General features: G+C 66.0%; 18 protein-coding genes and 1 tRNA gene. 4 read left to right on the plus strand and 15 right to left on the minus strand.

Annotated features, from left to right (window positions below):
- Window positions 1–4 precede the first annotated feature (4 nt).
- The 7 genes from pth to MA09_RS06060 form a co-directional block, all read right to left on the minus strand.
- Window positions 5–589, minus strand: coding sequence for an aminoacyl-tRNA hydrolase (gene pth, locus MA09_RS06030; protein WP_036246241.1), 585 nt, complete (start codon window positions 587–589; stop codon window positions 5–7).
- Window positions 590–930: 341 nt separating this feature from the next.
- Window positions 931–1,515 carry a 50S ribosomal protein L25/general stress protein Ctc gene (locus tag MA09_RS06035; RefSeq protein WP_036246242.1) on the minus strand — a complete coding sequence of 195 codons (585 nt, stop codon included), beginning with the start codon at window positions 1,513–1,515 and terminating at the stop codon, window positions 931–933.
- 195 nt (window positions 1,516–1,710) lie between these two features.
- The gene (locus tag MA09_RS06040) at window positions 1,711–2,661 is read right to left on the minus strand and encodes a ribose-phosphate pyrophosphokinase (protein ID WP_036246243.1); all 951 of its coding nucleotides are present in this window, start codon (window positions 2,659–2,661) and stop codon (window positions 1,711–1,713) included.
- Window positions 2,662–2,805: 144 nt separating this feature from the next.
- Window positions 2,806–2,882 (minus strand) — tRNA-Gln (locus MA09_RS06045).
- A 72-nt stretch (window positions 2,883–2,954) separates the two neighbouring features.
- The gene (gene ispE / locus MA09_RS06050) at window positions 2,955–3,848 is read right to left on the minus strand and encodes a 4-(cytidine 5'-diphospho)-2-C-methyl-D-erythritol kinase (protein WP_036246244.1); all 894 of its coding nucleotides are present in this window, start codon (window positions 3,846–3,848) and stop codon (window positions 2,955–2,957) included.
- 17 nt (window positions 3,849–3,865) lie between these two features.
- Window positions 3,866–4,471, minus strand: coding sequence for an outer membrane lipoprotein LolB (locus MA09_RS06055; RefSeq protein ID WP_036246245.1), 606 nt, complete (start codon window positions 4,469–4,471; stop codon window positions 3,866–3,868).
- A 35-nt stretch (window positions 4,472–4,506) separates the two neighbouring features.
- The gene (locus MA09_RS06060; RefSeq protein ID WP_036246246.1) at window positions 4,507–6,354 is read right to left on the minus strand and encodes a tetratricopeptide repeat protein; all 1,848 of its coding nucleotides are present in this window, start codon (window positions 6,352–6,354) and stop codon (window positions 4,507–4,509) included.
- A gap of 112 nt (window positions 6,355–6,466) precedes the next feature.
- On the opposite strand from MA09_RS06060, the gene mutM reads away from it, so the two are divergent.
- The 3 genes from mutM (at window position 6,467) to mutY (ending at window position 10,489) form a co-directional block, all read left to right on the plus strand.
- On the plus strand, window positions 6,467–7,312 hold the full coding sequence (gene mutM, locus MA09_RS06065) for a bifunctional DNA-formamidopyrimidine glycosylase/DNA-(apurinic or apyrimidinic site) lyase (RefSeq protein ID WP_036246247.1): 846 nt from the start codon (window positions 6,467–6,469) through the stop codon (window positions 7,310–7,312).
- Between the two features lie 130 nt (window positions 7,313–7,442).
- A complete protein-coding gene (locus MA09_RS06070) occupies window positions 7,443–9,374 on the plus strand; it encodes a dynamin family protein (protein WP_036246248.1) in 1,932 nt (643 codons plus the stop codon).
- Window positions 9,371–10,489, plus strand: coding sequence for an A/G-specific adenine glycosylase (mutY, locus tag MA09_RS06075; protein ID WP_051933210.1), 1,119 nt, complete (start codon window positions 9,371–9,373; stop codon window positions 10,487–10,489). The genes MA09_RS06070 and mutY overlap by 4 nt, the downstream gene beginning before the upstream one ends.
- 205 nt (window positions 10,490–10,694) lie before the next feature.
- On the opposite strand, the gene MA09_RS06080 is transcribed toward mutY, so the two are convergent.
- The 8 genes from MA09_RS06080 to MA09_RS06115 form a co-directional block, all read right to left on the minus strand.
- The gene (locus MA09_RS06080) at window positions 10,695–11,828 is read right to left on the minus strand and encodes a deoxyguanosinetriphosphate triphosphohydrolase (RefSeq protein ID WP_036246249.1); all 1,134 of its coding nucleotides are present in this window, start codon (window positions 11,826–11,828) and stop codon (window positions 10,695–10,697) included.
- Between the two features lie 5 nt (window positions 11,829–11,833).
- Window positions 11,834–13,489, minus strand: a complete 1,656-nt coding sequence (gene aroKB / locus MA09_RS06085; RefSeq protein ID WP_036246355.1) for a bifunctional shikimate kinase/3-dehydroquinate synthase AroKB — start codon at window positions 13,487–13,489, stop codon at window positions 11,834–11,836.
- A 122-nt stretch (window positions 13,490–13,611) separates the two neighbouring features.
- Window positions 13,612–15,564: an Ig-like domain-containing protein gene (locus tag MA09_RS06090; protein WP_036246250.1), complete on the minus strand. Its 1,953-nt coding sequence runs from the start codon at window positions 15,562–15,564 to the stop codon at window positions 13,612–13,614.
- Between the two features lie 41 nt (window positions 15,565–15,605).
- Window positions 15,606–17,792, minus strand: a complete 2,187-nt coding sequence (gene pilQ / locus MA09_RS06095) for a type IV pilus secretin PilQ (protein ID WP_036246251.1) — start codon at window positions 17,790–17,792, stop codon at window positions 15,606–15,608.
- An 8-nt stretch (window positions 17,793–17,800) separates the two neighbouring features.
- Entirely contained in the window at window positions 17,801–18,349 is a 549-nt protein-coding gene (locus MA09_RS06100; RefSeq protein ID WP_036246252.1) for a pilus assembly protein PilP, read from the minus strand.
- Window positions 18,346–19,011 (minus strand): type 4a pilus biogenesis protein PilO, encoded by a 666-nt coding sequence (locus MA09_RS06105; protein ID WP_036246253.1) that lies wholly within the window; start codon window positions 19,009–19,011, stop codon window positions 18,346–18,348. Before MA09_RS06105 ends, MA09_RS06100 begins: the two co-directional genes overlap by 4 nt.
- Entirely contained in the window at window positions 19,008–19,637 is a 630-nt protein-coding gene (locus MA09_RS06110; RefSeq protein WP_036246254.1) for a PilN domain-containing protein, read from the minus strand. Before MA09_RS06110 ends, MA09_RS06105 begins: the two co-directional genes overlap by 4 nt.
- Window positions 19,637–20,701, minus strand: a complete 1,065-nt coding sequence (locus tag MA09_RS06115; RefSeq protein ID WP_036246255.1) for a pilus assembly protein PilM — start codon at window positions 20,699–20,701, stop codon at window positions 19,637–19,639. Before MA09_RS06115 ends, MA09_RS06110 begins: the two co-directional genes overlap by 1 nt.
- A gap of 356 nt (window positions 20,702–21,057) precedes the next feature.
- On the opposite strand from MA09_RS06115, the gene MA09_RS06120 reads away from it, so the two are divergent.
- Complete coding sequence (locus tag MA09_RS06120) at window positions 21,058–23,391, plus strand: penicillin-binding protein 1A (RefSeq protein ID WP_036246356.1); 2,334 nt, start codon at window positions 21,058–21,060, stop codon at window positions 23,389–23,391.
- The last annotated feature ends 18 nt before the right edge of the window (window positions 23,392–23,409 follow it).

Raw genomic sequence — 23,409 nt, forward strand, 5'->3', positions numbered from 1 at the left:
ACGTTCAGGCGGTATGCAACTGCATCATCGCCACATCCATCTTGCCTTCGCAGCACAGCGGAATGATGCGCAGGGCCTTGTCGATCGATTCCTCGATCAGTGTTTGTTCTTCACGGCGCGGACGGTGCAGCACGAAGTCGGCCACGGCCTGCTGCAGGTTCAGGCTGCGCGGATGGCCGATGCCGAGGCGCAGGCGCCAGTACTCCTGGGTGCCCAGGGCGGAGGTAATGTCCTTCAGGCCGTTGTGCCCGCCCGAGGAGCCGCCCTTCTTCAGCTTGGCAACGCCGGGCAGCATATCGAGTTCGTCGTGCACGACGAGCACCTCGTCCGGATTGATTTTATAAAAGCGCGCCAACGCGCCGACCGACTGGCCGGAGCGGTTCATGTAGGTCAGCGGTTCCAGCAGCCAGACCTCGTTGCCCGCGATCCGGGTCTTTGCCACCATGGCATTGAAGCGCGACTCGCGCTGCAGGCGGCAGCCCGGCAAGGAATTGGCCAGGTTATCGACCAGCCAGAAGCCGGCGTTGTGGCGGGTTTGTTCGTATTCCGGGCCCGGGTTGCCGAGGCCGACGATCAGACGGATGGACATGCGCTGTCTACTTTGATTCTGGGAAAAACAGGATTATCGCCGAAAAACGTGGCGTGACCTTGTGTCGTTCGTAGGGGTGATCTGGTCCAGTGGACCGGATCACGCTCTACCCGGCAATGGGATCAACCGGTACAGGTACGCCGCCCACGCGTTCAACCAGCAGATGAACAGACGCGCACGGCACATTTCCGTCATTCGAACGCGTGGGCGGCAACCATGTCACGACATCGCACCCGATACAGGTGCAGCCGCCCACCCTACGAAAAACAAAAACCCGCCGGGCTAGGCCACGGCGGGTTTCGACTCCAGCAAGCCGCCGAAGCGGCTTGCAAAGAAAGATATTACTGTGCAGCTTCGGTCGAAGCGGCGCCACGCGGGATCGAAGTGGTCACCAGGGTCAGGTTCTGGCCGTGGGTCAGCGCGGTCACGCCTTCCGGCAGGGTCAGGTCGTTCACGTGGATCGACTGGCCGGCTTCCAGCTTGCTCAGGTCGACTTCGATGAACTCCGGCAGTTTGCCCGGCAGGCAAGCCACTTCCAGTTCGTTGGCCACGTGCGAGATCACGGCGCTGCTCAGCTTGACGGCCGGCGAGATCTCGGCGTTGACGAAGTGCAGGGTGACCTTGGTGTGGATCGGCTTCGATGCGTCGACGCGCTGGAAGTCAGCGTGCAGGACCAGTTGCTTGTATGCGTGCATCTGGAAGTCGCGCAGCAGGACTTGCTGGGTCTGGCCTTCGATTTCCAGGTCCAGGACCGAACCGTGGAAAGCTTCTTTCTTGAGCGCGTGGAACAACGCGTTGCCGTCCAGGGCGATCAGTTGCGGGGCTGCGGCGCCACCGTAGATGATGCCCGGGGTCTGGCCGGCGTTGCGCAGGCGGCGGCTCGCTCCGGTCCCCTGCTGAGTGCGGTTGAATGCGACTACTTTCATGTGAAACTCCAAAAATAAACGGGTCCGAATGCCGGCACGAATGCCGACCCGGCAACCCAGTGGTGACTGCCCCGCGACCAGGGCAGTCGTGAACAAGCGCCGTACTGCGCGCTCAAGAATGCGGAAAACCCAAGATGTTACAACGGCGCGCCGGCTTTTCAGCCAGGCGCGCCGCAAAAAACGACGTGTTGTTGCTTAATCGACGAACAGCGAGATGACCGAATCGCCCTTCACGATCCGCTTGAAGGTCTCGGCCAGCAGCGGTGCGCAGGTCAGCTGGCGGATCTTGGTGCAGGCGGCGCCGGCCGGGCTCAGCGGGATGGTGTCGGTGACGACCAGCTCGTCGAGCGGGGAATTCTGGATGCGCTCGATTGCCGGACCCGACAGGACCGGGTGCGTGCAATAAGCGATGACTTTCTTGGCGCCGCGCTCTTTCAGCACTTCGGCAGCCTTGCACAGCGTGCCGGCGGTGTCGACCATGTCGTCCATGATGACGCAGTTGCGGCCTTCGACTTCACCGATGATGTTCATGACTTCCGACACATTCGCCTTCGGGCGGCGCTTGTCGATAATCGCCAGGTCGCAGCCGAGGCGCTTGGCCAGCGCACGGGCGCGCACCACGCCGCCGACGTCCGGCGACACGACCAGCAGGTCGTCGTAGTTGCGCTTCTGCAGGTCACCCAGCAGGATCGGCGATGCGTAGATGTTGTCGACCGGGATGTCGAAGAAGCCCTGGATCTGGTCGGCGTGCAGGTCCATGATCAGGACGCGCTCGACGCCGGCTTCTTCCAGCATGTTGGCGACGACCTTGGCCGAGATCGCGACGCGCGCCGAGCGCGGGCGGCGGTCCTGGCGGGCGTAGCCGAAGTAAGGGATGGCGGCGGTAATGCGACCTGCCGATGCGCGCTTGAGCGCGTCGACCATCAGGATGATTTCCATCAGGTTGTCGTTGGTCGGTGCGCAGGTCGATTGCAGGACGAAGACATCCTTGCCGCGCACGTTCTCGTTGATCTCGACCATGACTTCGCCGTCCGAGAACTTCGAGACGACTGCTTTTCCAAGAGGAATGCCGAGGTTCTTAGCGACCCCCTCTGCTAGTGCCGGATTGGCGTTGCCGGTAAAAACCATCAGGTTTTCGTAAGCCATGGAGGGAGTCCCAAGAAATGCGTTGTTGAGTCTGGAAAAACAATCAGCCGGATGAACCGGCTGATTAGCTTGTAGATGCGCGCATGGGCGCTGCACCTTGGTTTATCCCGCTGGAGGATCACGCCTCGACAGCCGGGAAAACTTTGGCAGGGGAACAAGGATTCGAACCTTGGTATGCCGGAATCAAAATCCGGTGCCTTAACCAGCTTGGCGATTCCCCTACACGACTGAACTGCTTGCCGTTACATTCTACGTATTTTAACGTCTAACGTCGCGACAGGCAAAATTTTATTCTACAACTCATTGATTTGCAAGAGCGATTTCATCGGGTGGCTCGCCAGCGAATGCGCTTTCCAAGCCTTCCATCGTTTTGGCACCTGCGCCACTACCTGGTCCGCTTCACGCTCGCCGGAGAAGGCACAAAACACACATGCCCCCGAGCCAGTCATCCTGGCATCGCCGTAACCGCTCAACCAGCTCACCGCCTCTGCTACCGGCGGGAACAGGCGCTCAGCCACGTCCTGCAAATCATTCTTTCCGAAGCCAATCTGCTTGCCTGAAGCAGCGAGCCTGCTGGAAAAGTCCGCTATTGTAACGGGCTTTGTATCCCTCGTCAAATCCGGTGCGGAAAAAATTGCTGGGGTCGGCACTGCCACGCCCGGTTCGAGCACGACGTACCAGCAATCCGGGCCAGGCACGGCTTGCAGGGTCTCGCCCACGCCTTCCGCAAACGCGGTTTCGCCGAACAGGAAGAAGGGGATGTCGGCGCCGAGCGGCAATCCCAGGTCCATCAGCTCCTGTTGCGTCAATCCGGCCTGCCACAGGTGGTTGGCGGCCATCAGCGCAGTGGCGGCATCCGAGGAGCCCCCGCCCAGCCCGCCGCCCATCGGCAGGACCTTGTCGATGGCGACATCGATGCCCGGCGGCATGCGGCCATGGCGGCGCGCATATTCCGCCTGCAGCAGGCGCAGCGCGCGCACGATCAGGTCCTGGTCCTGCGGCACGCCCGGCACCTCGGTCGTGCGGACGATGCGGTCATCAATGCGCAGGTCGAGATGCAGGGTGTCGCCGTGGTCGATCAGCTGGAACACGCTTTGCAGCAGGTGGTAGCCGTCGGCGCGGCGGCCGGTCACGTGCAGGAACAGGTTGAGCTTGGCCGGAGCCGGGCAGTTGTGAAGCGAACGCATGAATTCCAGTCCTGTCCTCAGCCCTGCCCTGCCGGGTTGATGGCGATCCGGATTTCGAGGTCCTGGATATCTCCCACCGCGGCCCGGGTGGCATGGATGAGGCGCGGTACCGGCTGGGCGGCATTCGGGTCCTGCCATTCGACGAAGCGCAGGCGCCAGCCATCCTGGGTGACGATCTCGTTGCGTGCGGGCGAAGCGCTGAAGCGCTGCCCTTGCCCGTCCACGGCATAGCCCTGCAGCCAGTCGCGCAGGCCCGACACCGGCAGCGGCCAGCCCAGCGTGCGCTGGCTCAGGGCGTCGACGTCGGCTTCCGTCACCGGCGCGCGGCCGGCCTGGGTCAGCGTGGCCGACTGCGGCGTGACTTCGATGGTCGCGACCGTCTGGCCCAGCGGGGTGGCGATGGTGACATCCACTTGGCCCGGGCGCTGCGTCCAGTCGAAATTGACGGTCATCGATTCGCGGTTGCCGCTCTTCTGGTAGTTGGTCGACAGGCGTCCGCTCAGGTCGATGGTATCGCGGTAGGCGCCCACGGTGGCGAGGTTGGTGCTGGTGGTGGCACAGCCGGTTAGAAAGGCAAGCGCGGCGGCACAGGCGGACAGGGACAGGCGTCTGGTAATCGGCATCGGTAATCGAAATGGTTGCGGCGGGCTGGATTATTTCACAAGCTCTGGCGCAGGCGCGCCAGTGTGCTGCGCAAGGTGTCGTTCTGCGGGTCCTTGGCGCGCGCCTCGCGCCACAGCGCCTGCGCGGCGGCCTGCTGCCCCTTCTGGAACAGCACCTCGCCCAGGTGCACGGCGATTTCCGGGTCGTTGCGCAGCGCATAGGCATTGCGCAGGTACTTCTCGGCCTCGTCCAGCTTGCCCAGGCGGTACTGCACCCAGCCCATGCTGTCCATGATGAAGGGATCACCCGGCGCCATCTCGAGGGCCTTGGCAATCAATGCGTAGGCTTCCTGCAGGCGGACATTGCGCTCGGCCAGCGAATAGCCGAGGGCATTGTAGGCATGGTGGTTGTCTGGCGCCAGCGCCATCACCTCGCGCAGCAGCTTTTCCATCACCTCGACGCGGCCGACTTTTTCGGCCAGCAGGGCGAAGTCGTACAGCAGGTCCGGGTTCTTCGGGAAGCGCTTGGCGGCGGACTCCATCAGCGAGTAAGCCTCCAGCATGCGGCCGGCATCGCGCAGCAGCTGCACTTCGGCCACGGCCACCTGGGCCTGCTGGGCCGGCTCGGCCGGCTTCAGGCCGGCCAGCAGCTTGCGCCCGCCCGCCAGGTCGCCCCCCTTGCCCATCAACTGGGCGCGGCGCAGCTGGGCGCTAAGCAGCAGTTGCGGGTCGGTGCCGGCAGGAACCTTGTCGAGCCAGGCCAGCGCGGCCGGCACGTCGCCGCGCTCGTCCGCGATCTGGGCCAGGATCAGCAGCGCGCGGGTCGGGTCGCGCTCGTCCTCGGGGTTACGGCCGAGCACTTCGACAAAGCGGGTGAAATAGCCTTCGGCGGCCTTGGCGTCGTTCATCTGGGTCGCCAGCACGCCCAGTGCGTAGAGGTTGCCGGCGTCGTCGGGGCGTCCCTTGAGCAGCGCCTCGAACTGGGCGCGCGCCTGCGGGTACTGCTTCTGGTTGACCAGTACCCGGGCGTGGGCGGCGCGCACTTCGCGCGCCTCCGGGTGGGTTTTCAGGAAGGCTTCCAGCATCGGGGCGACCTTGGCGTCGTCCTCGATGACCTGGGCCATCATCAGCACCGCGATTTCGGAATCCGGCTTGGCGACCATGGCGGCGTGGGCCGCTTGCAGGGCCGCGCCCTTGTCACTGCGCCCCAGCGCCGCCTGGGCGCGCACGATATGCGCTTCAAACGTGTTGTTGTAGGGGGCGACGACGCGCTCGAGCATCGCGTTGGCCGCTTCCTTGTCCTTGGCGCGGCCGAGCAGCTGCTGGATCTGGAACAGCAGCATCCCGCGCTTATCAGGCGGCGCTTCCTTCAGGCGCTCCACGAAGATCGGCTCGACGTCCGCGATATTGTCCGACGTGACCACCATGCCGACGAAGTACTGGGTCGCCTCGTCCGACTGCGGGTCGAGCTCGCGCCACAGGCGCACGGCAGCCAGGGTGTCGTCGGCCTGGCGCGCGGCCACCGCCATCTCGGCCGCGCGGCGCGCCAGGCGCGGGTCGCGCGTCTGCTGGGCCAGCGACAGCATGGTGAGATAGGGGCCCTGCCAGTCGCCCTTGCGGAATGCAAACTCGGCCTTAAGTAACTGGTTCAGCATGCTGCTGGTCATCTCGACCTTCGGCAGCCGCGCTTCCACCTCGGCCCGGGCCTTCGCTTCCAGCTCCTCCTCGTCGGCAGCCGCCTGCGCGGTGTCGGCGTCACTGGACCCTGCCTCGGCGGCAGCCAAAGGCGTGTCCGACGCGGCGCCGGCCCCGGCTGCGGCCTGTTGCGCAGTTTGCTGTCCGGGCGCGACAGCGCATGCCGCCAGGATGCTGGAGAGGGTTACAATGACGAAAGCGTTTTTCAAGGCAGGTCCATTCTGAGATGTTGTCTGATTCTACGCTCAAGCATGCGCCCGCGTGCACTGCAGCGCGTTTTACTTAATTGCTGCCTAAGAATTTACACCACTCCCCTTTCCCATGCCTGAACTGCCAGAAGTAGAAGTCACCCGGCGCGGTGTCGCGCCCCATATCGAAGGCCGCGTCGTCGAGGGGGCGGTGTTCCGCCGCGAAGGCCTGCGCTGGCCCTTCCCGTCCGGCTTGTCCGAACTGCTGGCCGGCCGCCGCATTACCGGGACCAGCCGCCGCGGCAAGTACCTCCTGATCGAATTCGAGCACGGCACCCTGATCGTCCACCTCGGCATGTCCGGCCACCTGCGCGTGCTGCCGCCGGGGATCGAGCCGCGCAAGCACGACCACTTCGACCTCGTCGTGGTGGGGACAGATGCGGGCGCGGAAAGCCGGCAGGTGCTGCGCCTGCACGACCCGCGCCGCTTCGGCGCAGTGCTCTGGCACGGCAAGGACGAGGGCGAACTCGAAGAGCACATGCTGCTGCGCGGGCTCGGCGTGGAGCCGCTGGGCGAGGGCTTTTCTGGCGAACTCCTGTGGCGCGAGACGCGCAAGCGCAATGCGCCGATCAAGCAGGTGCTGCTGGCGGGCGACATCGTGGTCGGCGTCGGCAACATCTACGCCTGCGAGAGCCTGTTCCGTGCCGGGATCAACCCGAAGACGCCCGCTGCGCGTATCAGCCGGGCCCGCTACGACCGGCTGGCCGAGGCCATCAAGGACATCCTGGCCGCCGCCATCGTGCAGGGCGGCAGCACGCTGCGCGACTTTATTGCGGTAAACGGGCAATCTGGGTATTTCCAACAGACATATTTCGTCTATGATCGAGCTGGAGTGCCCTGCCGCAACTGTGGGTCGCCGGTCCGCCAGATCAAGCAAGGCCAGCGGTCGACCTTCTACTGCGTGCAGTGCCAGCGATGAATCTGTAGGGTGGGCGGCTTGTCCGCCCACGCGGTGATTGGAAACGGCCCCAATATAGGATTCAGCGATATTGGCGCCAACTATCACCGCGTGGGCGGAGACCCGCCCACCCTACTCACAGCTTACAACGATGCAGGATTTTCAACAGTATGGCGCATGGCGCGCTGACGTCGCGCAGCAGCTGGAGGGCTACGGCGCCGCGCTGCGCGAGGCTGCGCTGATCGACGGTGCAGGCGAGCAGCAACTCGAGCGGGCCCTGGCGCGCCTGCGCGACGACCGCCTGTCGGTGGCCTTCGTGGCCGAGTTCTCGCGCGGGAAGACCGAGCTGATCAACGCGATCTTCTTCGCCGACTACGGCCAGCGCATCCTGCCGTCCAGCGCCGGGCGCACCACGATGTGCCCGACCGAGCTGCTGTACGACCCGGCGCTGCCGCCCTGCATCCGCCTGCTGCCGATCGAGACCCGACGCTCGCACTTGTCCACCAGCGATTACAAGGAAAAAAGCGAGGAAGAAAGCGGCGGGAACGCAAGCGCCTGGACCGTGCTGCCGCTCGACCTCGACACGCCGGAGCGCATGACCGAGACCTTCCGCCAGGTGAGCCAGACCCGCCGCGTACCCTCGTCCGAGGCGCAGGCGTACGGGCTGTGGGATCCGGAAGACCAGGACCTGGCGTCCAGCCTGGGGCCGGACGGCACGGTCGAGATTCCGCAATGGCGCCACGCCATCATCAACCTGCCGCACCCGCTCCTGAAACAAGGCCTGGTGATCCTCGACACGCCCGGCCTGAATGCGATCGGTACCGAACCGGAGCTGACCCTCAAGCTGATCCCCAACGCGCACGCGGTGCTGTTCGTGCTGGCCGCCGAGAGCGGCGTCACGAAGAGCGACATCGAGGTCTGGCGCACCCACATCGGCGCCGGTCCGGGCCGGCTGGCGGTGCTGAACAAGATCGACGCCATGTGGGACGAACTGCGCTCGCCGCAGGAAAACGAGGCCGAGATCGCACGCCAGCAGCAGGACGCGGCCCAGCTGCTCGGCCTGGATGCCAAGCGCGTCTACCCGGTGTCGGCGCAGAAGGCCCTGGTCGGCAAGATCAATGGCGACATGGCCTTGTTCGAGCGGAGCCGCCTGGGCCTGCTGGAGGCCGCACTGTTCCACGACCTGATCCCGGCGCGCCGCGCCATCATCGCGCGCCAGCTGCGCGACGATCTCGCGCAGCTGGCGGCCGGGCAGCAGGCCATGGGCGCGGCCCGCATGCGCGACCTGGTGGAGCAGCTGCAGGAACTGAAAAGCCTGCGCGGCAAGAACCAGGGCGTGATCGCCCACATGGTGCGCCGCGTCGAGATGGAGAAGAAGGAATTCGACGCCAGCCTGTTCAAGCTGCAGGGCACGCGCGCGGTATTTGCGCGCCTGTCGACCGAGCTCTACTCGACGCTGGGCATGGACGCCGTGCAGGAACAAACCGACGCGGTCCGCGCGGCCATGCAGGCGGCCCGCTTTGCAACCGGCATGCGGGCGCCGGTGCGCAGCTATTTCGAGGCCATGCGGTCCAACCTGGAGGCGTCCGCCGGCAAGGTCCTTGAAATCGGCGCCATGATGGACAGCATGTATCGCAAGTTTTCGGCCGAACACGGCCTGTCCCTGAGCAGTCCGATGTCGCTGTCGCTCGACCGCTACCGCCGCGAGATCGACGAAGTCGAGGAGCTGTTCCTGAAGCAGTTCGGCACCGCCACCCTGCTCATGACCAGCCGCGCCACCCTGCTCGAGCGCTTCTTCGACTCGATCGCCTCGCGCCTGCGCCACATCTTCCGCGCCGCCAACACCGACGCCGAAGCCTGGCTGAAGGTGATCATGGCCCCGCTCGAGATGGCGATCCGGCAGCACCGCGACCAGCTGCGCCACCGCCAGGCCTCGATCCAGCGCATCCATGACGCCACCGACAGCCTGGAGCAAAAGATTGCCGCGTTCGAAAGCACCCGGGGAGCGCTGGACGACACCCGCACGCAGCTGGCAGGCATGGCGCAGCAGCTCGCCGCAGTATTGGAGAAACAAGCTACGTGAAACGTTTGACTGAATTTGGCCCGCGCGAATTCGACCAGTTGGCCGACCCGACCTTCTCGCAAGCGGTGATCGACTGGCAGCGCAACCATGGCCGTCACACCTTGCCCTGGCAGAACACCACGGATGCCTACCGCATCTGGCTGTCCGAGATCATGCTGCAGCAGACCCAGGTGGCGGCCGTGCTCGGCTACTACGCGCGCTTCCTGGAACGCTTCCCGACCGTACAGGCACTGGCCGAGGCGCCGGTAGAGGATGTGATGGCGCACTGGAGCGGCCTCGGCTACTACACCCGGGCGCGCAACCTGCACGCCTGCGCCAAGCGCGTGGTGCAGGACTACGGCGGCGCGTTCCCGAGCGACCCGGCGCTGCTGGCCGAGCTGCCCGGCATCGGCCGCTCGACCGCCTCGGCCATTGCCGCCTTCTCCAGCGGCGCGCGCGCCGCGATCCTGGACGGGAACGTCAAACGCGTGTTCGCGCGGGTATTCGGCATCGACCAGTACCCGGGCGAGAAGCGGGTCGAGGATGCGCTGTGGCGCCGCGCGGAGGCGCTGCTGCCGGAACAGGGCATCGCGTCGTACACACAGGGCCTGATGGACCTGGGAGCGACGCTGTGCACCCGCAGCCGCCCGGATTGCCCGCGCTGCCCGCTGCAGGCGCGCTGCGTCGCCTACGCGACCGGGCGCACGGCGGAGCTACCGGTGCGCAAGCCGAAGAAGACGAACCCGGAAAAGCGCGCCGCGATGCTGGTGGTGATCGACCGTGGCCAGGTGCTGCTGGAGCAGCGGCCGAACACTGGCATCTGGGGTGGGCTGCTGTCGCTGCCGGAAGTCGACGGGCACCTGGGGGTGGACGTGGATGCCGTTTCGTCGACGGAGGCCGCCGCCGCCGCGGCGCAATTCGGGACGGTGGACGAGGTACAGGCGCTCAGGCCGCTGGTGCACGTGTTCACGCACTACAAGCTGCATATCGCGCCCTGGCAGGTGACGCTGTCGGCGCGTGGCGGGGCGACCGGCAGGCACCTGTGGTGGGATCTGCATGCCATCGGCGCGGCGCCGCTGCCGGCGCCGGTCAAGAAGCTGTTGCAGGAGCTGGGGACGCCGGGCCTGTTCGGGTAAATCCGCGGTCCGAACCGCTCTCGTAGGGTGGGCGGCTCCATCCGATAATGCGATCAGCACGAACAGTGCCGCCGCCCACGCGTTCAGCAGGCAGAAGAACAGACGTAGGGGCCACTCCGCGTGGTCTGACCGCGTGGGCGGCGCTAACGGAGCGGTTCGGCATCTTCCCGGGTGGAGCCGCCAACCCTACCGACAATCGCCCGGTTCAGAAATGATCGAGCGAGAAAATCCTGCGGTGCTCCCGAATCGCATACCGGTCCGTCATCCCCGCAATGTAATCCGCAATCTTCCGCGCCTGCCGCATCGGATCGCCTTCCACCTGGTAGTCGTTCGGCAGCAGCACCGGGTCCGTCAAGAACGCCTCGAACAGCTCGCGCACGATGCGGCTGGCCTTCACGCGCATGCGGTTCACCCGGAAGTGGCGGTACAAATTCGCATACAGGAAGCGTTTCAGGGCCGTGGTCTCTGCGCGCATCTGCGGCGAGAAGCGGATCAGGGGCGGCGAGGCGCGCACGTCGTCGATGCTCTTCGGCGCGGCCTCCTTCAGCAGGGCGGCCGAGGTCTGGACCAGGTCGGCCGTCATCGCCGTGATCATCAGGCGGATCGTCTCGTACAGCGCGCGCCGCCCCGGCAGCCCCGGATACTGCGTCTCCACCGTATGCCGGTGGCGCGCGAACAGCTCCACCTCTTCCATCTGCGCCATCGTGAGCAGGCCCGAACGCAGGCCGTCGTCGATGTCATGGTTGTTGTACGCGATCTCGTCGGCCAGGTCGGTCAGCTGCGCTTCCAGGCTGGGCTGGCTGCGGTCCATGAAACGACGCCCGAGCTCGCCCAGCTGGCGGGCGTTCGCGAGCGAGCAGTGCTTGAGGATGCCTTCGCGCGTCTCGAACGTGAGGTTAAGGCCGTTGAAGGCGCCGTAGTGCTCTTCCAGCTCGTCGACCACGCGCAGGCTTTGCAGGTTGTGCTCGAAGCCGCCATAGTCCTTCATGCACTCGTTGAGTACGTCCTGGCCCACGTGGCCGAAGGGCGTGTGCCCGAGGTCGTGCGCCAGGGCACAGGCCTCGACCAGGTCTTCGTTGAGCCCCAGGCTGCGCGCCAGCGTGCGGCCAATCTGGGCCACCTCGATGGAATGCGTGAGCCGGGTGCGGAACAGGTCGCCCTCGTGGTTCAGGAAGACCTGGGTCTTGTACTCGAGCCGGCGGAAGGCGGTCGAGTGGATGATGCGGTCGCGGTCGCGCTGGAACTCGCTGCGCGAACCTGCCGGCGGCTCGATATGCGTCCGGCCGCGCGACTTCGACGAATGGGCTGCATAGGGGGCAAGGCGTGCGTCGAAGTCCATGGCGTTCACTCCTTTGTCGTATCCACGCAGGCAGCCAGCGTGGCCTTCAGGATTTCCGGCGGCACCGTCGTGATCGACGGGCTGCCCAGGGGTTTGAGCAGGATGAACTTGATCGCCCCGCCCTCGTTCTTCTTGTCCACCGCCATCAGCTCGATCCAGCGCTCGGCGCCCAGGTCGGGCGCCACGGTCGGCAGGCCGGCGGCCTCCACCAGCTTGCGTACGCGCTGCACCGTCGCCGCGTCGATCAGGCCCAGGCGCGCCGACAGGTCGGCCGCCATCACCATGCCGCAGCCGACGGCTTCGCCGTGCAGCCAGGTGCCGAAGCCCAGGCCGGCCTCGATGGCATGGCCGAAGGTGTGGCCGAAGTTCAGCACGGCGCGCAGGCCGCCTTCGCGTTCGTCCTTGCGCACCACTTCGGCCTTGATCTCGCAGGAGCGCGCGATCGCATAGGCCATGGCTTCCGGCTCGCGCGCCACCAGCTTGGCGATATTGGCCTCGATCCAGTCGAAGTAGGCGGCATCCAGGATGGCCCCGTGCTTGATCACCTCGGCCAGGCCGGCCGCCAGCTCGCGCGGCGGCAGGGTGTCGAGGGTCGCGGTGTCGGCGATCACGGCGCGCGGCTGGTAAAACGCGCCGATCATGTTCTTGCCGAGCGGGTGGTTGATGCCGGTCTTGCCGCCAACCGAGGAATCGACTTGCGACAGCAGCGTGGTCGGCACCTGCACGAAGGGCACGCCGCGCATGTAGCTGGAAGCGGCGAAGCCGGCCAGGTCGCCGATTACGCCGCCGCCCAGCGCCACGATCGTGGTCTTGCGGTCGCACTTATGTTCGAGCAACGCATCGAACACCAGGTTCAGCGACTGCCAGGTCTTGTGCTCCTCGCCGTCCGGCAGGATGATCTCGACCACTTCGCGGCCGCTAGCCCTCAGGGCGCCGGCGACGCGCGCCAGGTACAGCGGCGCGACGGTGGTGTTGGTGACGATGGCGGCCTTGCCGCCGTCGATGTGGCGCGCGAGCAGCGCGCCGTCGTCCAGCAGCTTGGGGCCGATCGTGATCGGGTAGCTGCGCTCGCCCAGTTCGACGTTGAGGATGGTGGGTGCCGGTTGGTTCATTGCGTTCATGGGGTCGCTTGCCAGCCGACGCGCAAGATAGGCTGCATGAGCAGCCGCATGAGCGGCTTCCTGGGCGGCGAGCTGGTCCAAAATGATCTGTACCATCGATTGTACGTTAGGTCGGCCGGTATCGATGACGAGGTCCGCGATCTCGCGGTACAGCGGGTCGCGCTGGGCCAGCAGCTCCTCGAGTTTGGCGCGCGGGTCGGCGGTCTGCAGCAGCGGGCGGTTCTTGTCGTGCGCGGTGCGCTGCAGGATGCTGCCGATCGAGGCGCGCAGGTAGACCACGGTGCCGCGCTCGGCCAGCAGCGCGCGGCTGGCGGGGTTCATGACGGCGCCGCCGCCGGTGGCCAGCACCAGGCCGTCCTGCGCGCTCAGCTCGCGGATCATGTCCGCTTCGCGCCGGCGGAAGCTCGCCTCGCCCTCGATCTCGAAGATCCAGGGAATCGAGGCGCCGGTGCGGGCTTCGATCTCATGGTCGGAATCGACGAAGCGCATGCCGAGCTTGCGCGCCAGCTGGCGTCCGATGGTGGTCTTTCCCGCCCCCATCAGGCCGACCAGGAAGATGTTGTTGTTCTTGGGATGAGGCACTGCCAGGTCCGCAGAAATGAAAAAAGACGGCCAGTATAGACTGGCCGCCTCTTTTTGCGTCAAACCGCCGTGTCAAATGCTCACGGACAGCTGAACGTGACCCGGAACGGGATCGAGGTGGTGCGGCCTTTCGGCGTGGTGACGGTCACGTCGAAACTGGCCACGCTGGCGGCGGTGCACGGCTTTGGTGCGGTGCTGCTGATGGTGAAGCGGTGGGTCGAACCCTGGGCGCCGCTGACCGTGTTGCCGGTATGGTCGTCCACGCCTGCTGCATTGTGCGGCAGGATGTTCGGCACGGTCGCCGGGACCACGCCGACCGCGGTGGCGTTGAGGGGGGCCGTCACCTGGACGGTCGATCCGGCCGGCAGCGGGTTCAGGTTCAGGTCGTTCAGCTGCAGCGTAAAGACGAGCGGATCGGCTGACGGGACCGGGCCGATCTCCACCGTCCGGTTCGGCAACGCGGTGGCCGATCCGTTCATGTAGATATTCTCGGCATAGCCGCTGCTGAAGAAGATGGAGGTTTTCCCGAACTGCGTATTGGTGCCATCGGTCGTGCTGGCGCAAATCGTTGCCAGGCCTGGACGCGGACTGTCGGGGCTGCCACCTGCAAGCGTGTTGCATGGGGTCGCCGGGGTATTCGGCTGTGCGACACGCGGCTCCTGGACGCGGAAATTCACCGAGCACCCGCCGTTGAGGGTCGTGCAGCCGCCTTTGTCCGAGGAGCCGATTGCGCCCAGGTTGGTCTGGAACACGATCGGCGTGCCGTCCGCGACCGGGTTGCCGGACTGGTCGGCCAGCAGGATGCTGACCACGCTTGCGGGCGTGGTCGTGCCGCTGTCGAGCCAGCCTTCCACGTTGGCCACCGACGTGCTCAAGGACAGCGAGCGCTGCACCGGCAAGCCGGTGGTAACGACAATCGAGTCGGACAGGGTGGAGATGTTGGGGCGCGTTGCCGTGGCCGTTCCGGGCAGCGTCGCCTGGATGCGGAAGGTGGTCGCCGTGTCGAGCGAATTGACCGTCGTGATGACTTCACCGCTCTGGTCGGTCGTGTCGCTAGTCTTGTTGAGGGTGACGACGCCACTCGGCACCACCGAGAAGTCGACGCGTTGGCCCACCAGCGGGCGGTCGAAGATGTCGAACACCCGGTAGCGCAGGGTAGCGGTCTCGGTGCGATTGATGCCGCCCTGGCCGCGGATCACGATCGACTTTTCCACCGGCGCGGCCGAGACGAACTGGACCGACGCCGCGGCCGGCGGGGCAATCTTGAGCGTTTGGCTCACGGAAGCGGTGACGCCATCGGCCGATGCGGTGATGGTATCGTCGTTGCCGCAGCCCTGGTCACGGTAGACCACCATGGCCTTGCCCTGGTTGGTTGGCGCGGTTGCCGCCAGCGTGGCTTTGCCGGCGGTGGCGCAGGCCGAGCTGAAACGCACGTTGACCGACTGGGCGCTGTAAGGCGCGCCGTTCGCCAGCACATCGACCGACACTTCGGTCGAACCATAGGCGGCGATGCTCGCCTGCGACAGGCGCAGCGTACTGAAGGTGAGCGCGGTGGCGCCGACCGAATAATTGCCTTCGCTGGTGATCGTGGCGCCGGCGACGGCCGTCGTCGCGGTGACCTTGCCGGCTCCGGCCGCCGACAGGCTGGCGGAGCGGAGCGTCACCGTGGCGACGCCGTTTGCATCGGTCAGGCTGGTGCCCGCTGTCGGCGAGAACACCGCCAGCTGGGGATCGGTGGCAAACGAGACGAGCGCATTCAGTACCGGCTTGCCGGCCTGGTCGCGCACCAGGGCGCGCACGGTCAGCGGGGTGGCGCCGGTGAGCGCGTTGCTGGCCCGGCCGCTCGCGTCGACGAAGCTGACAGCCACCGTCGGCGTGGCTGGTACGGTCGGGGTGCCTGGGCTGCCGCCGGTGCCCCCGGAGCCGCTGCCGCCCGTGGCGCCAGGATTGCCGCCGCCACCGCCGCAGGCCGACAGCGCAGCCGACAGCAGCAGCGCCAGGCTGCCGCGTACGTAGTTGTTTTTCTCTTTCATGTGACGCCCGTTGTTTTTGGTTATTGATGGGAGTTTGCAGTTCAGCGTCCGGCCGCCGCGTCGGTGACGATCTTCGGCGTGATGAACACCAGCAGTTCGGTCTTGGTGCTTTCGCGTCCGGTCGTCTTGAACAGGTAGCCGAGCACCGGCACGTCGCCCAGCAGCGGGACCTTGCTCTCGTTGTTGCGCTCGGTCTGCTGGTAGATACCGCCCAGTACCACCGTGCCGCCGTTCTCGACCATGACCTTGGTCTTCACGTGCTGCGTGTTGATCGCCGGGCCGGCGCGGGTTTCCTCGCCCTTCGAGTCCTTGTTGACGTCGACGTCAAGCACGACGTTGCCGTCCGGCGTGATCTGCGGCGTCACCTCCAGGCGCAGGTTGGCCTTCTTGAAGGTGATCGAGGTTGCGCCGCTGCTGGTGGCGACCTGGAACGGCAGTTCGACGCCCTGCTCGATGACCGCGACCTGCTTGTCCTCGGTGACCACGCGCGGGCTCGAGATGATCTTGCCCTTGCCGTCGGCTTCCAGCGCCGACAGTTCCAAATTGAGGAAGCGGTTGGCGGCCGAGGAGAACAGGCTGAACGCCAGCGACGAGGCCGGCAAGCCGCCGATCGCCGCGGCCGGCAGGTTGACCATGGTGGAATTGGTATAGCCGTCGCCGGTGTCCGGGGTCTGGCCCGTGATCTGGCCCACACCCGTCAGGTTGCCGCCGATCGCAACGCGCTCGTTGCCCTTGACCTGCCAGCCCGAATCGCCGCCGCGCAGGGTGCGCAGGTCGGCGAAGCCGAGCTTGGCGCCGAGGTTGCGCGAGAAGCCGTCGTTCGCTTCCACCAGGCGCGCCTCGATCAGCACCTGCTTGGAGGCGACGTCGGTCTTCTGGATCAGCTTGCGGATGTCCTCGATCTTGGCGGCGATGTCGGTCACGAACAGCTGGTTGGTGCGCGGGTCGATGATGGCGCTGCCGCGCTTGGACAGCACGCGGTTCCTGCCGCCGCCGTCGGCCGTGGCGCCGCCGCTCTCGTCCAGGCCGAACACGGTGCGGAAGGCCTCGACCTTCTGGTAGTTCAGCTGGAAGATCTCGGAGCGCAGCGGCTCGAGGTCGGCGATCTGGGCGCGCTGCTCGAGCTCGAGCTTTTCCTTGGTCAGCAGTTCTTCGCGCGGCGCGATCCACAGCACGTTGCCGTTCTTGCGCATGTCCAGGCCCTTGGCCTGCAGGACCACGTCCAGTGCCTGGTCCCAGGGCACGTCGCGCAGGCGCAGGGTCAGGTTGCCGGTGACGGAATCGCTGGTGATGATGTTCAGGCCCGAGATGTCGGCGATCGCCTGCAGCGCGGCGCGCACTTCCACGTTCTGGAAGTTGAAGGACAGCTTTTCGCCGCGGTAGCCGCTAGCATTGCCGCCGGGGCGGTTCGGGTCTTCCTTGAGCGGACGCACGTCGACGACCAACTGGGTGTCGCTCTGGTACACCGACTGTTCCCAGGCACCCTGTGCATCGATGGTCATGCGCACGTTCTCGCCCTGGGCCGCCGTGGTGATGCGCGACACCGGGGTGCCGAAGTCGGTCACGTCGAGGCGGCGGCGCAGCGTCTCCGGCAGGCCGGTGCGCAGGAAGTCGACGATCACCTGGTTGCCGGCCTGGCGCACGTCGACGCCGACCTGGCCGTTCGGCAGGTCGACCACGACGCGCCCTTCGCCGTTGCTGCCGCGGCGGAAGTCGAGGCCGCGCAACACCTGGCGGGACGCCGGCTGCGCCGTGCTGTGCACCGGCATGCCGGACGCATTGACGGCCTGGGCCACGCCGCCCGAGCCTTCGACGGTGACGATCACCGACTTGCCGTCGACGGCGGTGGCATAGTTGAGCGCGCGCGCCATGTTCAGCACCAGGCGGGTGCGCTCGCCTGCCTGCACCACGTTCAGGCTGCGCACGTCGCCGAGGTTGATGTCCTGCGAGGTCTTGCCGGTGGCATTGCTGGTGGCGCCGAAATCCAGCGCGATGCGCGCCGGGTTGGTGATCGAGAAGCCGATCGGCGGCTTGGCCGGCGCCTCGCGCATGGCGATGTTCAGGACCACGTTGGCGCCCTGCTGGTTGGCCGTGATCGATTCGATCGCGTTCACCGGTGACTGAGCCTGCGCTGCGGCTGCGCCCAGCGCGAGAAGCACCGCGCCGCTAGCGCGCGCCAGCCAGGCCGGGACGGTGATGCGGAGGGTGCGAATGTGTTGCGTGTTCATGCCTGGGCTCATTTCCCGGTCTCCTTGCTTTCCGCCAGCTCGATCGTCGCCTTGCGCTCGACCCAGTCGCCGGTGGCGTCCTGCACTGTTTCCCTGATGTCGATCGCGCCTTCGCTGATGCGCGTGACCAACCCGTGATTCTGTCCGATGCGCTGGCCCGCCCTGACCTGGAAGATCGACGCGTCGATCTGCACCAGCGCATAGCTGGCGCCGCCCTTCTGCAGGGTACCGACCATGCGCATGACGTCGAGCGGGTAGTTCTCGAGCACCTCACGCGGACGGCGCTCGTCCGGCTGCAGCGGATTGGTGCTCGCCGCCGCCACCCGCGCCATTTCATTGAGCAGCTTGGCCTCGCTGAAGGGCTCGACCGCTTCGCCCGGGTTGTAGGCATAGGGGACGAATTCCTTCGGCTCCGGCAGCGGCTTCACCGCCGGCACGGTCTCGCGCTCGACCTGCGTCATCCAGTCGCGCACTTGCTGCACGTCGCCGTCGCCGCAACCCGTGACGAGGGCCGCCACGCCGAATGCGCACAGGATGTGCTTCGCTTCGCGCATCATTTCGCCGCTCCTTCCTTGGCTTTCTTGTCCTTGCGCGCCTTCTTCTGCGCGCCGATCTCGTCGGCGTCGAGGTAGCGGAAGGTCTTGGCCACCGCTTCCAGCTGCAGCGCGCCTTCCTTCGTGGTCAGCACCATGTTGTTGAGCGTGACGATGCGCGGCAGGTTGGCCATGTCGGCGGCGAAGGCGCCGACGTCGTTGTACTTGCCGCTTACCTTGATGTCGATTGGCAGTTCGGCGTAGTAATCCCGGATCACTTCCTGGCCCGGCTTGAACAGCTCGAACTGCAGGCCGCGGCCGACCCCGGCCTGGTTGATGTCGGACAGCAGGTCCGCCATCTCCGATTTGCTCGGCAACTGCTTCTCGAGGCGCACCACGTACTGGTCGACCTGGGCCTTCTGGGCCCGCAGGGCGTCGAGGTTGATGGCCTGGGCCATCTTGATGCGGTATTCGTCGCGCAGGTTGGCTTCTTGCGCGGCCAGCGACTCCTGTTCCGTGAACTGGCCATCCCAGTAGAAGAAATGGCCGAGGCCAACGACGGCCGCCATCACGCCGGCCGCGCACAGCAGGCGCGGCGCCAGCGGCCACTGCCCGGGCTGGCGGCCCTGCAGGTCCTGGAACTGCGCGGCGAGCTGGGCGCCGAGGTCTTTGAGATCGATATTCATGGTGTTCCTGCCGCCTTGGCCAACTTGGCGCCCGGCTTCGCGCCGTCAGCGCCGTCCTCCTGCTCGCGCGGGCGCTTGATCGCTACGTTCATCTGGAACTCGACCACCTTGCGGCCCGTCGTCTTGCCCTGCCCCAGGGCTGCGACCCGCACTTCGGTCAGGTTTGGGCGCTCCAGCCAGGGCGAGGCGCCGGACACGTTGCGCAGCAGTTCGGCGACCCGCTCCTGCGACTGGGCGTAGCCGTTCAGCGTCACGCGCTGGCCGTCCTGGCGGAAGGACTTCAGGTACACGCCTTCCGGCGTCTGGCGCACCAGTTCGTCGAGCACGTAGACCGGCTGGTTGCGGTCGCTCTGCAGGTCCTCGACCGCCTGCTGGCGCGCCTTCAGGGCTTCGATTTCTTCCTTCAGGGTCTTGATCTGGCCGATTTTCTTGTCCAGTTCGGCGCTGGCCTGCTTGAGCACCAGGTTGCGTTCGTTCTGGACCGAGATGCGGCTGGCATTCCAGGCGCCGACCAGCAGCACCACGGCAGCGCCGGCGATGCCGCCCGCCGCCAGCATGGCCACGAACGCTGCCTGCTTCTGCTTGCGCTTGGCTTCGCGGTGGGGTAACAGGTTAATCCGGATCATCAGCCGAACCTCCGCAGGGCCAGGCCGCAGGCGACCAGGTAGGCCGCGCCTTCCTGGCGCAGCTGCTGTTCACGCACCAGCGGGCCGTAGGACATGCCCTGGAAGGGCGCCACGATGCTGCTCGGGATGCGGGTGCGGCTGCCGATCAGTTCGAGCAGTCCCGGCAGCGCGGCGCAGCCGCCGGCCAGGTAGAGCTGGTCGATCCGGGTGTAGGGCGTGGACGTGAAGAAGAACTGGATCGCGCGGGTGACTTCCAGCGCCGCGCTTTCCAGGAAGGGCTGGAGCAGCTCGGCACGGTAGTTCTCGGGCAGGTCGTCGGCGCGCTTGCGGGTTTCCGCTTCCTCGAACGAGAGGCCGTAGGCGCGCACGATGTCCTGGGTCAGCGTATTGCCGCCGAACGGCTGCTCGCGCTCGTAGATGGTCTCGCCGTCCTGGAGCACCGACACGTGGGTGGCCTGGGCGCCGATCTGGAACAGCGCCACGATCTGGTCGGGCCTGGCATTGGCGGCGCGGGCAAGCGCGGCGCGCGCCGCATAGGATTCGACGTCCATCACGGTGGCGCTCAAGCCGGCCGCTTCGGCAATCGCCACGCGGTCCTCGACCTTTTCGCGGCGCGCGGCGGCCAGCATGACTTCCATGTCTTCGGCGGAGTTCGGGGCCTGGCCGATCACGTCGAAATCCAGGCTCACTTCGTCCAGCGCAAACGGGATGTACTGGCTGGCTTCGGACTCCACCTGCACTTCCAGCTGGTCTTCGGACAGGCCGGCAGGCAAGATGATCTTCTTGGTGATGACGGCGGCCGGCGGCATGCCCAACGCAACGTGCTTGGCCTTGGTGCCGCTCTTTTTCCAGACCCGGCGCACGGCCTCGGCCACCTGGTCGATGTTTTCGATGTTGCCGTCCACGACCGCGCCACGCGGCAAGGGTTCGGCGGCATAGCGCTCCAGGCGCAGTTCACCCTTGCCGGCGTCCTCCAGCTCCACCAGGCGGACGCCCGACGTGCTGATATCGAGCCCGGCCAGAGGCGGACTGGACTTCCCGAACAAGGAACCTAGATTGATCACGAGCGTACTCCTCGGCTGCCCTTCCCGCGCGATGCAGGATCTGTGTTGAACGCCCGCTTAGGGGGTATGTCCTGTTAAATCACGTCGTCAAATCATTGACTTGGTGCATATTTATGAGGCACCGCGTTAGATCGTACTGAAAAGGATGCACCCCGACAAGATATTTCTATGAGGGAACACACCAATCCGGCGCGTCCGCGCCACACTATGAGACGGAGTGTTATCAGCCCTGCCACGACCGTTTCCAGCTTGCCATTGTTCTGCTTGCTTTAGCTTAAGTTCCCGCTCAGCAGGGCGTGTGTCGGCATTGAAAGGGCTGACTTATAATGGGACGGTTCAAGGGAGTAAAAACCAGCATGAAAGAGAAACAATCGCCCAAATCGGGCGCATCGAAGTACAGTCCCAAGCGCCTGGTCCTGACGGCCTTCGGGGCCATCACCGGCCTGGCCGTCATCGGCGTGCTGGTGCTCGTGTTCGCGCTCGCGATGGCCTACCCGAACCTGCCCGCGCTCGACACCATCACCGACTACCGGCCCAAGATGCCGCTGCGGATCTTCACCGCCGATAACGTCCTGATCGGCGAGTTCGGCGAGGAGCGCCGCACCCTGGTGCGCTTCAAGGACATCCCGGACGTCATGAAGAAGGCGGTGCTGTCGATCGAGGACGACCGCTTCTACGAGCACAGCGGCATCGACTACTGGGGCATCCTGCGCGCGGTGTTCCGCAACGCCACCAGCAGCACGCGCCAGGGCGCCTCGACCATCACCCAGCAGGTGGCGCGCAACTTCTTCCTCTCGTCCGAGCAGACCTTCAAGCGCAAGGCCTACGAGGCGATGCTGGCCTGGAAGATCGAGAAGAACCTGAGCAAGGACCAGATCCTCGAGCTCTACATGAACCAGATTTACCTGGGCCAGCGCGCCTTCGGCTTCCAGTCGGCGGCCCAGATCTACTTTGGCAAGGACCTGCGCGATATCAGCGTGGCCGAAGCCGCGATGCTGGCCGGCCTGCCGAAGGCGCCGTCCGCCTACAATCCGGTGGTCAACCCGACCCGCGCCAAGACCCGCCAGCAGTACATCCTGCAGCGCATGCACTCGCTCGGCTACATCACCGACGCCCAGTATGCCCAGGCGAAGGAAGAGCGCCTCACCATCAAGACCGACAGCACCGCCTTCGGCGTGCATGCCGAGTACGTCGCCGAGATGGCGCGCCAGCTGGTCTACGAACAGTTCAAGGAAGACACCTACACCCGCGGCCTGAACGTGTTCACCACCATCACCAAGGCCGACCAGGACGCGGCCTACCTGGCGGTACGCCGCGGCGTGATGGAATACGAGCGCCGCCATCCGTATCGCGGGCCCGAATCGTATATCGATATCCCCAGCAGCAAGGGTGAGGCCGAGGAAGCCATCGAGGCCGAGCTGGCCGAGCATCCGGACAGCGACAACATCGTCGCCGCCATCGTGCTCAAGGCTTCCCCAAGCGAGGTGACCGCCACCATCGCCTCGGGCGAGACCATCAAGATGACCGGCGCGGGCCTGTCCTTCGCCAGGGCCTGGCTGTCGGAAAAGGCCGCGCCGAACCGCCGCCTGCGCCGCGGCGCCGTGATCCGCGTGATGCAGGACGACGAGTCGAAGTGGGTGATCACCCAGATGCCGGAAGTGGAATCGGCCTTCGTTGCGGCCAGCACCGAGGACGGCGCGATCCGCGCGCTGGTGGGCGGCTTCGACTTCAACCGCAACAAGTTCAACCACGTGACGCAGGCGTGGCGCCAGCCGGGTTCCTCGTTCAAGCCCTTCATCTATTCGGCTTCGCTCGAGCGCGGGCTGTCGCCAGCGACCATCGTCAACGACGCCCCGATCAGTTTTGACGCCGGCCAGACCGGCGGACAGGCCTGGGAACCGAAGAACTACGACAACAAGTACGAAGGTCCGATGACCATGCGGCGCGGCCTGACGCAGTCGAAGAACATGGTCTCGATCCGCATCCTGAACAAGATCGGCGCGCGCTACGGCCAGGAATTCGCGACCCGCTTCGGCTTCGACGCCGAGCGCAACCCGGCCTACCTCACGCTGGCCCTGGGCGCCGGCTCGACCACGCCGCTGCAGCTGGCCGGCGCCTACGCGGTGTTCGCGAACGGCGGTTACCGCGTCAGTCCCTACATCATCTCGAAGGTGACCGACAGCGACGGCAAGGTGCTGTCCGAGGCGCGTCCGGAGCGCGCCGGCGTCGAGGCCAACCGCGTGATCGACGCGCGCAACGCCTTCCTGGTCGACAGCATGCTCAAGGACGTGGTGCGCTTCGGCACGGCGACCAAGGCGCTGTCGCTCAAGCGCACCGACCTGGCCGGCAAGACCGGCACCACCAACGATTCGGTCGACGCCTGGTTCGCCGGCTACAACCCGAAGCTGGTGGGCGTGGCCTGGATCGGCTACGACCAGCCGAAGAACCTCGGCAACCGCGAGACCGGCGGCGGCCTGGCCCTGCCGATCTGGATCGGCTACATGGGCAAGGCCCTGAAGGGCGAGGAAAACGTCGAGCGCGAAGTGCCTCCGGGGCTGATCCTGGCCAACGGCGAGTATTACTATGCCGAGACGCCGCCGGGCACCGGGGTGGCGACGCTGGACGTGGGACCACCGCCGGCGCCGGCCGAGCAACGGCAGCGCGATGCGGTCAGGAACGAGCTGTTCTGATTTTGACCGGTTGGTAAA

The sequence above is a fragment of the Massilia sp. BSC265 genome (assembly GCF_000740675.1).
Lineage (GTDB): Bacteria > Pseudomonadota > Gammaproteobacteria > Burkholderiales > Burkholderiaceae_D > Telluria.